Annotated in this window: 13 protein-coding genes; 8 read left to right on the top strand and 5 right to left on the bottom strand. The window is 48.5% G+C overall.

The window, feature by feature from the left end; translation table 11 throughout:
• Nucleotides 1-422: YdeI/OmpD-associated family protein (locus tag L0156_26315; GenBank protein ID MCI0606514.1), on the bottom strand; the 422-nt coding region annotated here is incomplete at its 3' end.
• A 131-nt stretch (nt 423-553) separates the two neighbouring features.
• Here L0156_26315 and L0156_26310 point away from each other — a divergent pair.
• The 8 genes from L0156_26310 (at nt 554) to L0156_26275 (ending at nt 4,780) form a co-directional block, all read left to right on the top strand.
• Nucleotides 554-871 carry a hypothetical protein gene (locus L0156_26310; GenBank protein MCI0606513.1) on the top strand — a complete coding sequence of 106 codons (318 nt, stop codon included), beginning with the start codon at nt 554-556 and terminating at the stop codon, nt 869-871.
• Complete coding sequence (locus tag L0156_26305) at nt 810-1,256, top strand: hypothetical protein (protein ID MCI0606512.1); 447 nt, start codon at nt 810-812, stop codon at nt 1,254-1,256. The genes L0156_26310 and L0156_26305 overlap by 62 nt, the downstream gene beginning before the upstream one ends.
• Nucleotides 1,256-2,149: a CPBP family intramembrane metalloprotease gene (locus L0156_26300; GenBank protein ID MCI0606511.1), complete on the top strand. Its 894-nt coding sequence runs from the start codon at nt 1,256-1,258 to the stop codon at nt 2,147-2,149. Before L0156_26305 ends, L0156_26300 begins: the two co-directional genes overlap by 1 nt.
• A 201-nt stretch (nt 2,150-2,350) precedes the next feature.
• Nucleotides 2,351-2,809, top strand: a complete 459-nt coding sequence (locus tag L0156_26295; GenBank protein ID MCI0606510.1) for an isocitrate lyase/phosphoenolpyruvate mutase family protein — start codon at nt 2,351-2,353, stop codon at nt 2,807-2,809.
• 26 nt (nt 2,810-2,835) lie between these two features.
• Nucleotides 2,836-3,267 (top strand): BlaI/MecI/CopY family transcriptional regulator, encoded by a 432-nt coding sequence (locus L0156_26290; GenBank protein ID MCI0606509.1) that lies wholly within the window; start codon nt 2,836-2,838, stop codon nt 3,265-3,267.
• Nucleotides 3,268-3,363: 96 nt separating this feature from the next.
• Complete coding sequence (locus L0156_26285) at nt 3,364-4,140, top strand: TlpA family protein disulfide reductase (protein MCI0606508.1); 777 nt, start codon at nt 3,364-3,366, stop codon at nt 4,138-4,140.
• A 5-nt stretch (nt 4,141-4,145) separates the two neighbouring features.
• Nucleotides 4,146-4,574, top strand: coding sequence for a hypothetical protein (locus L0156_26280; protein ID MCI0606507.1), 429 nt, complete (start codon nt 4,146-4,148; stop codon nt 4,572-4,574).
• Entirely contained in the window at nt 4,502-4,780 is a 279-nt protein-coding gene (locus tag L0156_26275) for a hypothetical protein (GenBank protein MCI0606506.1), read from the top strand. The genes L0156_26280 and L0156_26275 overlap by 73 nt, the downstream gene beginning before the upstream one ends.
• 253 nt (nt 4,781-5,033) lie before the next feature.
• Here L0156_26275 and L0156_26270 read toward each other — a convergent pair whose 3' ends face one another.
• From L0156_26270 to L0156_26255, 4 genes are read right to left on the bottom strand one after another with little or no spacing between them, the layout of a single operon-like run.
• Nucleotides 5,034-5,300 (bottom strand): TMEM165/GDT1 family protein, encoded by a 267-nt coding sequence (locus L0156_26270; protein ID MCI0606505.1) that lies wholly within the window; start codon nt 5,298-5,300, stop codon nt 5,034-5,036.
• Nucleotides 5,297-5,614 (bottom strand): hypothetical protein, encoded by a 318-nt coding sequence (locus tag L0156_26265; protein MCI0606504.1) that lies wholly within the window; start codon nt 5,612-5,614, stop codon nt 5,297-5,299. The genes L0156_26270 and L0156_26265 overlap by 4 nt, the downstream gene beginning before the upstream one ends.
• A gap of 13 nt (nt 5,615-5,627) precedes the next feature.
• Nucleotides 5,628-8,903 carry a CusA/CzcA family heavy metal efflux RND transporter gene (locus tag L0156_26260; GenBank protein MCI0606503.1) on the bottom strand — a complete coding sequence of 1,092 codons (3,276 nt, stop codon included), beginning with the start codon at nt 8,901-8,903 and terminating at the stop codon, nt 5,628-5,630.
• Nucleotides 8,896-9,279: a hypothetical protein gene (locus L0156_26255; protein ID MCI0606502.1), complete on the bottom strand. Its 384-nt coding sequence runs from the start codon at nt 9,277-9,279 to the stop codon at nt 8,896-8,898. Before L0156_26255 ends, L0156_26260 begins: the two co-directional genes overlap by 8 nt.
• Between the last annotated feature and the right edge of the window lie 153 nt (nt 9,280-9,432).

The following is a 9,432-nucleotide window of genomic DNA, read 5'->3' as shown; positions in this document are numbered from 1 at the left end:
CGAGTTTCGACTTCTTTGGCTGAAGCCACATATTCACGAAGCATCCGTTGACGGCTTAGACTCAGACAATCCCATTTTGCTTTGGCTTCGTCATCCTGTGAGAGGAGTTGTGTGAGCTCTTCCGGTAATCGCTCGGATGCGACGCGTAGAACCAACCCAACCCGGGATCCTGTATCGATGCCTGCTCTACGGCAAAGCTCCTGCGGGAGGTCGATGAACCAACGATCGGCATCCCAACGTTTCAAGCTTCGTCTCCCTGTGTCAATGCCATTCATTGAACCTTCTACTACTGTTGTCCGGCTGAGTTTCCATTGGACCAGCAAATTCGCAGGCAGGACCACGAATCTCGGCATTGCCGGATGTTTTCGTTCCACAATGCAATCAAACTCTACATCGCTCGCTTCATCCAAATCGTCTTCCATCTTAAGTCCGTCCCTTTAATGTTCACTTTCTCTTAATATGGCAGATCTTACCCTTTGCGACAAACCGCGGCTTGACATCCTACCCATAGGGATGTACGATCTTACTACAGATTGTAGTAGATAAGACCAATATGCGAGAAAGTGCGGCTGCAATCAAAAAGGTTTGCATGATTTTGATTGTTCCTACAATTCTTATCGCCTGGTCATGGTCAGTTCCGGAATCCAATGCAGCGGATTCTCCTTTAGCAAACGGGAAAGCGATTGAGTTTAAGGCCAGCAAGCTGGATGGAAGTTCCTTTGATGCCGGTTCGCTGAAAGGAAAGATCGTATTGCTGGACTTCTGGGCAGTCGGGAGGAATTACGCCAGTTTCCAAAAGGAGAGAGCCTATGAAGAAGTTTGGTCTTTTTCTCGTACTGATCTTCCTCTGCTCATCAACACAGGCTGTTGATATTAAGGAATGCGTGTTCGTTGAAATTGCAAACCGGTACAAGGAGGCATTCAACGGTATCGATTTCAAAAAAGTTCAGACTCTTTGGAGTCCTGAGCTAATGGAAAAACTTGAAGGAGAAACGGAAGACGAGAAAAAGGTAGAGTTCGAGCGAAAGGTCAGTTTAGTAATGGAACACCTGGGGAAAATGACGAAAGTGGAACTCGCAGAACTGGATCCGCCTGATGGCGCTTTCTTCACGGCCCACTTTGAGCGGGGAACGGCCGAACTTTTCTTTGTCCTAAACGAAAAGCATCAGGCAACGGAGATCAGCCTTCGAGTGACTGGACATAGTAGTTGTTCGGAAGAGGACCCACCTGAGCCAGAAGACCAGTCAGATGAATGATGAATGATTCCAGGGAACGGCATAATGAGAAGAATCAGAGACTGTGGAGAAAATTTCCGGTAATTCTTCGTTCGGTCCTGATTGGATTTATTGTCCTGTTTGCCGGGATCATTCCATGGTCAAAGTTGGCCGAAACAAACCTGAAGATTGGCTCCTCTTTGCCATGGACATTCTTTGTCGCACTTTTCTATCTTATTTTTTACTGGAAGTACTTGAACGGTTGGGGAAGGCCTCAGTCCACTGCGCAGATCCGCCGACAGTTCTTTCGCGCTAACGTCGTACGTGGCCCTATACTCCTTTGGTCAGCGCTTGCAGGCGGGTTTCTAGCATTCACTCTTATCGGCCTGCAGTTTTTGGGATGGATGTTCGGATCGGCTCCGAGTTCTAAACTTGAGGAATTCGCCACGCTCCGTTCTTACCCCTTTTGGACGGTTGTGCCGTTGCTTTTGATGGGCTCGGTGTTTGCTGGTGTTGCTGAAGAGGCGGCGTTTAGAGGCTATATGCAGGTCCCGATCGAAAAGCATCACAGTCCGAGAACTGCCATAGCAGTCGTTGCGTTCTTCTTTTCAGTGGCGCATTTTCCTTCCCTTCCTGCATTTCCAGTCTTCTACGTGGCGGCTGTCGGTTGGAGCCTTTTAGCCTATTTCTCCAATTCAATCTTGCCCGGCATGGTTCTCCACGCTGCTGTCGATGTCATCACATGGATATGGGTGTGGGTAAACCTCGAGACAGTGCGAAGCCTTACCTCAATTGACGTTCACAGTGGCGCAAATTCGGTCATGATACTCGGTTTCGTACTCACGGCCGCAATAGCTATCGCATCTGTTCTCAGTTTCCAGAAGCTGTACGCGGTATCATCTCGGCAACTGCGACAAGCGGCCAACCGGACATAATCAAACAAGATTGAGAGAAGTAGCATATGAAGAAGAAAACACAGATTCTAAAAGCAAACAAACTGAGATCCTTGCATCACGGTTCTCGGATTCTGATTTTGCCGAACATCTGGGACCCGCTGGGAGCCCGCATGCTTCAGTTTCACGGTTATCCCGCGGTTGCCACGGCCAGTACTGCGGTGGCATTTTCGCTGGGATGTGATGACGGTCAGAAGATCGCGTTTGCGGCCATGTTGGACGCAATTCGCCCGGATCGACGTTTACCTGAGAGAACAACCGGTTCCCGAACCGGACAAATACAAAGAAACCCTTGAGCGGGCAAAGGCCTATCTGGAAGCCGGTGCCGACTGCATTTATCCAATTACCCTGGGAAATCTGGAGACACTCAAAAAGCTCAAGACGAAAACGAATGCCCCCATTAACGTCTATGCTCCCGCGTGTCGAGCTACAGCGCGTGAATTGCAAGAAGCTGGAATCGCCCGCATCAGCTTTGGACCGGCCGTGATCAAGGCAAGCTTGACCGTGATGCGAAAGATTGCAATAGAGCTTCAGGATTATGGTTCTTTCGATGTGTTCACAAAAGATATGATGTCAAGTGACGAAATCCGGCAGTACGTATGGGTCCTCCGCAGACTTGACACCGGCCATTTTATTCCATAAACTACTACGTATCGTAGTAGGTTGCGATGAAACGTAAGATTCCTCATTTCACTTTTGACCCGAACAAGAAGGGGCTGCAGAAGATCCTCGGCGAACTGGAAGCAGAAATCATGGAAGTTGTCTGGGAACGTGGAGAGGTTACTGTACGTCAGGTACAGGAAAGGCTTGAGCGCAAACGAGAAATCGCGTATACGACAGTAATGACGGTCATGTCCCGGTTGGCAGAAAAAGGGCTTCTACGGCAGATTCGCGACGGGATGGCTTTTTCCTATCGGCCGGCGTATTCAAAAGAGGAATTCACGGAAGGGAGTGTGAAGAAAATCCTCACAGAACTTCTTGAGGATTTCAGCGCTCCTGTGCTTCATCAATTTGTAAATTCTGTGCAAGAGTCCCAGCCGGAGAGAATGGAAGAGCTTGCGCGTCTGGTGGAATCAAAACGGAAGAAGGAAAATGTTTGACTGGTTGAGCCATTTGTATCTCAATTTGATTTAACAATTTGATTTTTTTTGCTATCAATTACTACAGAATGTAGTAGATATTTAGGAGGATAAAAAATGATTACAAACAAAATGCTATGGCCTGTTTTGGGTCTGCTGATTGCCATGACGGCCATTTTCTCTTGCGTTTACGCGGATAATCCGGACTGCTGTAACGGCTCTTCGAGCCAGGCCCAAACGGGAAAAAAGTGTGATGAGGATTGTACCAAGACTGTCGATGAATGCAGCCAAAGTATCTCAGCCAGTGATCAGGCAAAAGTAATGAAGACAATGAGCTACTATTGCTCAGCTTATCAAGCCTGCTCCGTTGACCGGGATTTGCGTGGAGCAACAGCTGCGGAGCTGGAGGAATACAAAAAGGAAAAGGCGCTGGATGGTAAAACGTTTACAGACCGGATTGCTCCGGATTTCCGGGCGGCTGGTTCGGATGGCTCAGTTGTTTCGCTTTCAGCGTTTCGCGGAAAACCGGTAGCTCTAGTCTTTCTTGCGGTGCACTGCAATCACAGCAAGGATACTCTCCCGATCCTGTCAGAACTGAAGAAAGAATATGAACCCCAGGGAATTGTGATCCTTCCAGTTTACGTTCACGATGGAGCTGTTGAAGACATCAAACAGTTTGCCGATTCCCTGAAACTAGACTTTCCTCTCCTGGTCGTAGGGAAAGAAATCTCAAAGGCGTACAAAAACCGCATGGTTCCAACTACCTTACTAATTGATAGTAGCGGCCACATCGTACGTCAATTCGTGGGATTCAAAAAACAGTCCGTTTTGGCAAGCGCTTTTGCTCAATTACTTCAAACAAATGAGCCAAAGCAAACTTCTACAGGGAGATAAAAGGGATGAAAGACCTGCAGGAACTGGAAGAAATTCTGCTTAGCTGCTGGCCAAAACTAGACCGTCAGGAACAGATTCTATCGACACAGATCTACCGGTTGCTGGCTGTGGGCTCACCCGTTGGTGTGCAACAGTTAGCAGAGAGCCTCCAACTCTCGGAAGAGGAATTGCGCAGGATTTTACAAAGCTGGTGGGGTGTCTTTTATGATGGCAACGGAAAGATCAATTCTTACTGGGGACTCACGCTGCCCGTTACGAATCATCAGTTCCATGTGGAGGGGCGCAAGCTTCACACATGGTGCGCCTGGGATACGCTTTTCATTCCCCAGCTCATTGACAAACAAGCGAGCGTTGTCTCTATGTGCAAACAAAGCAACAGATTAAGCTGCGCGTTGGACCTGACGCTATCACCGCCACCGAACCTGAGGAGTTAGTAATTTCGTTTATGAAACCTGATGCAATGAAGATTCAAGAGAATGTAATCGCAAACTTCTGCCACTATGTCTACTTCTTTCGATCGGAAGAGGCAGGAATAGCCTGGACAACGCAAAATCCGGAAATTTTTCTTCTTTCTTTGAATGAAGCTTTCTTTTTGGCAAGAAGCAAGAACAAACATCAATACAATGAGTTCTTTTTGTAGATTGAAACTCCGTTTCTTCGGTGCGAGGATACAGAACGCAAACTTCGGTCCTGTTGCGGTATTGAGTTGAAAGAAGAATCTGCTGGCAAACCTTATTTTTTCGGGCTTGCCTTCCATGCAGCAAGATTGGCAAACTTTATTTTCAGTTGGCATACTTTTATTTTTTATTGGCCAACTTTATTTTACCGGTACATTTTTTCACAGCTTCTCCCCCCGGCCGAGCTCCGCGGACGAGACGTTCGCGCCACTTTGCTTACATCTTGTTGAAGAAAATCAGCACGCCGATGGTGACAAACGCCAGAGCCGCTACTTTCTTCAGGATCTTTTCCGGCACATAGCGGAGTAAAACGTCGCCGAACAAGACACCTAAAAGCGTTACAAGAACAAGCGCTGTCGCAGCGCCCGCAAAGACCCATACGGCGCTTTTCGTTTTTGATGTCAGTAAAATCACTGAAAGCTGAGTCTTATCCCCCAGCTCAGCCAGAAAAAGAGTCACAAACGTAAGGCAGAATACTTTCATGTTTCCTCTCTTTCACATTCACTTTTCTGTGAGATCTCGTCGTATTTCTTCCGACCAGACTTTCCGGTGGATTCATGACACAGAATGGTCAAGTCGGCGCGCAATCGGGTCAGCAAAACCGTGCAGTCCTCTGTGTGCGCATAATCCCCTGTGGATGAGGTATGTTCACGGCAACAGGGACAGCGTCCTTCAAGATGCGCGTCCGCGTCACCACATTCGCAATGATCCGGAAGTTTGTTGATTGCGTCGCAGAGTTGAATGGCTTCCTGGTAAATCTCGAGCCATAAATCTAAGAAATTTATTGGTGCTTCCATTAGAATCACCTCCTTATTCTGGAACCTTCAGAGTCAAGGCGAGCTTGCCTTTCAAATCGAAGTTCCAGCGCCAGATTGCGTAAATTGCCGGATAAACGATCAGCTCCAGCAAAAACGAAGTGAAGATTCCGCCAATCATGGGCGCAGCAATTCGTTTCATGACATCCGAACCGGCGCCGGTCGACCACATGATCGGAAGCAGTCCCATGAACATAACGGCAACGGTCATGAACTTTGGCCGCAGCCGCTTTACCGCGCCATATTCAATTGCTTCTTTCAAGTCTTCATAGCTCCGCATTTTTCCACGCTTCTTGAAATCTTCGAATGACAGATCAAGATACAGCAGCATGAAGACCGCTGTTTCCGCATCGACTCCCATGAGCGCAATGAGTCCGACCCAAACTCCGATGCTGATGTTGTAATTCAGCAGATACAAAAGCCAGATGGCTCCAACTGCTGAGAAGGGAACGGCGAGAAGGATGATCATGGTTTTGGCCATCGATTTTGTGTTGAAGTAAAGAAGCACGATGATAATGAAGAGAGTGAGAGGAACAACTATCATGAGTCTTTCCCGAACCCGTTGCATGTTTTCATACTGGCCACTCCAAACAAGGGAGTAGCCAACAGGAAGCTTGATTTTTGAAACAGCCTTCTTTGCCTCTGCGACATAGCTTCCAACATCGCGCCCGGATACATCCACGTAGACATATCCGTTCATGAGTCCATTTTCATCGCGGATCATGGAAGGACCTGACAACAGCTCCAGTTTTGCTATCTGTGCCATAGGAATTTGAGCTCCGCCCGGCGTAGTGAGTAGTGCTCTCTCCAGCCGGTCGATGCTGCTGCGATAATCGCGCGCATATCGAAGATTTACAGGATAACGTTCGCGTCCTTCGATTGTTGTCGTAATGTTTTCTCCACCAACAACTGTCATCAGAAAAGATTCTGCATCTTCAATGGAGAGACCGTAACGCGCGAGCTGATCCCGATCCAGTTTGAAATCCAGGAAGTATCCGCCTGCGGTGCGTTCCGCATAGACACTGCGAGTTCCAGGAACCTCTGTCAGCAATGATTCGATGTGCGATCCGATTTCTTCAATCTCTTGCAGATCGGAACCGTAAATCTTGATCCCAACAGGAGTTCGCACACCGGTTGTCAGCATATCGATGCGTGCTTTGATCGGCATCGTCCATGCGTTTGTTACGCCGGGGAACTGCAGCTCTCGATCCATCTCTGCAATCAAATCATCATAGGCTATATGATCCGGCCAAAAACGTTGAAGCACGCTTTTCAAAAAACCGGGAGCCCAATGTGAATACCAGGTATCGATCCTTCGCCATTCCGATTCCGGTTTCAGAACAATGACGGTCTCCATCATTGAAAAAGGCGCAGGATCCGTAGAAGTTTCAGCACGCCCCGCTTTTCCGAAAACACGGTCCACTTCTGGAAATCCCATGATGATCTGGTCCTGTGCCTGTAATAGACGGGATGCTTCCGTAATAGAAATCCCTGGGAGAGTCGTGGGCATGTAGAGCACCGTACCTTCGCGAAGAGGCGGCATGAATTCAGAACCGAGCTTGAAATAAATTGGCACACTGAGTGCGACGACCACTACAGCCGACGCAACGACACCCCACGGATGCCGTAGCACGAATTCCACAACCGGTCGATAGATTCTCATCAGAGGCCTGCTGATTGGATGTTTTTCCTCGCTGTGGATCTTTCCAACCAGGACCGCGTTGGCTGCTCTCGAGAGCCATCTCGGTGAAAATTGGAATGCTTGCATTCGCGTGAAAAGCAACCGCATCGCAGGATCCAGAGTGATTGCAAGGACTGCTGCGATCACCATCGAAAAATTCTTCATGAATGCCAGAGGCTTAAACAGCCTTCCTTCCTGACCTTCCAGGGTAAAAACAGGCATGAACGAAACAGCAATCACAAGCAACGCAAAAAAACTCGGACCACCCACTTCTTTTACAGCATCAATAATGACTCTTCTGTAATCACCCTGGCGCCCTGCAGCTTCCCAGTGCTCGAGTTTTTTGTGTGTTTGTTCAACAACAACGATCGCCGCATCAATCATCGCTCCGATGGCTATGGCAATGCCTCCCAGAGACATGATGTTGGAGGTGAGCTTCATTCCGTACATTGGAATGAAAGAGATGATGATTGCAATCGGGATCGTAATGATGGGAATCGTTGCGCTTGGAATGTGCCATAAGAAAATCAAAATGACAATGCTCACGATCAACAATTCTTCCGTAAGAGTACCTTTGAGAGTTTCAATGGAATGATGGATCAACTCCGACCGGTCATATGTGGTGACGATCTTGACTCCCTCCGGAAGAGTCGGCTCGATTTCTTTGATTTTGTTTTTGACACGGTCAATCACATGTAACGCATTTTCGCCGTAACGCATCACAACGATTCCGCCGACTGCGTCCCCTTTTCCATCCAGATCGGCCACACCGCGGCGAATGTCCGGTCCGAGGGTTACGGAACCGAGATCACCAACGCGCACCGGTGTACCCGTTTCAGGGTTAGTCATAACGGCAATCTTTTCTATATCCTGCGCATTCTTTGCGTAACCTCTTCCACGAACCATGTATTCACGCTGCGAAAATTCCACCAATCGACCGCCGATGTCATTGTTGTTTTTTCGGATCTTTTCCATCACCATCTCAGCAGAAATTCCGTAGCCGGCCAGCTTGTTCGGATCAACGACAACCTGGTACTGACGCACGAAACCGCCAATCGGCGCCACTTCCGCTACACCCGGCACGCTTTGCAAGTAGTAGCGCAAGTACCAGTCCTGATAGCTTCGCAGATCTGCCAGACTCTGTTTTCCAGTCGTATCCACAAGAGCGTACTGAAACACCCAGCCAACTGCAGTTGCATCAGGCCCAAGTTCCGTGCGAACGCCTTCAGGCAGCACAGGAGTAATCTTGCTCAGATATTCAAGCGTTCTGGATCGAGCCCAGTAGATGTCCGTATCGTCTTCAAAAATGATGTAGACGTATGAATATCCAAAATCAGAAAAACCGCGAATCGCCTTCACCTTTGGGGCGCCAAGCAGTGCGGTGATGATCGGGTAAGTTACCTGATCCTCCATAATGTCGGGACTCCGGTCCCAGCGGGAATACACGATGACCTGCGTGTCGGATAGATCCGGCAGCGCATCGAGAGGAACATTCTTCGTGCACCAGAACCCGATAAAAGTTGCGATTGCAACAAAAAGGAAAACAGCGGCCCGGTTATTCGCGCTGAACTCAATGATTTTGTTAATCATGATGAGCCTTTCCTTTCACTGGTAAAAATTTGGTAAGTTGATGGGACGGGTAAATGGATCCGCCATGATTCCGTAGAAAATCCTGTGCATCATTTTTGTTGCGAAATCCAAGAATGCCCGGTTTACAGCGGTCGTAGCACGCATGAAGTGCCGAATGAGGCTCGCGAACGAATTTCTGGACTTTCGAATCTTGCATGCAGGGCGAGATATCAGAACCTACGACATAGAAGGCTGTTCTATGCTCCATCCTTGTATCGGTCAAAAAATCGGTTGCTGCCAGAATCTCCACGTTCTTTGTCTGCGCCTGGTATGTGAGCGCGCAGGCCATGCAGCAAGTCTGCATCGGGATCGAGTTGTGTTTGATGGAGACTTGCATTCCCCGATGAACATCGCGTTCACACAGCGGGCATTGCTCAGCTCTTCTGCTGCAGGAGAGGAGCAAGATGAAGCAAACAAGCAATATCAACCCTCTACCTCGCCCCTTAATAAGAGGGGAGAATCCTTGTTCAACAGACTCTAACCGCGTTAC

It is taken from the genome of bacterium (genome assembly GCA_022616075.1).
In the GTDB taxonomy this organism is placed as follows: domain Bacteria; phylum Acidobacteriota; class HRBIN11; order JAKEFK01; family JAKEFK01; genus JAKEFK01.
This window is presented reverse-complemented; position numbering and strand designations above follow the sequence as displayed.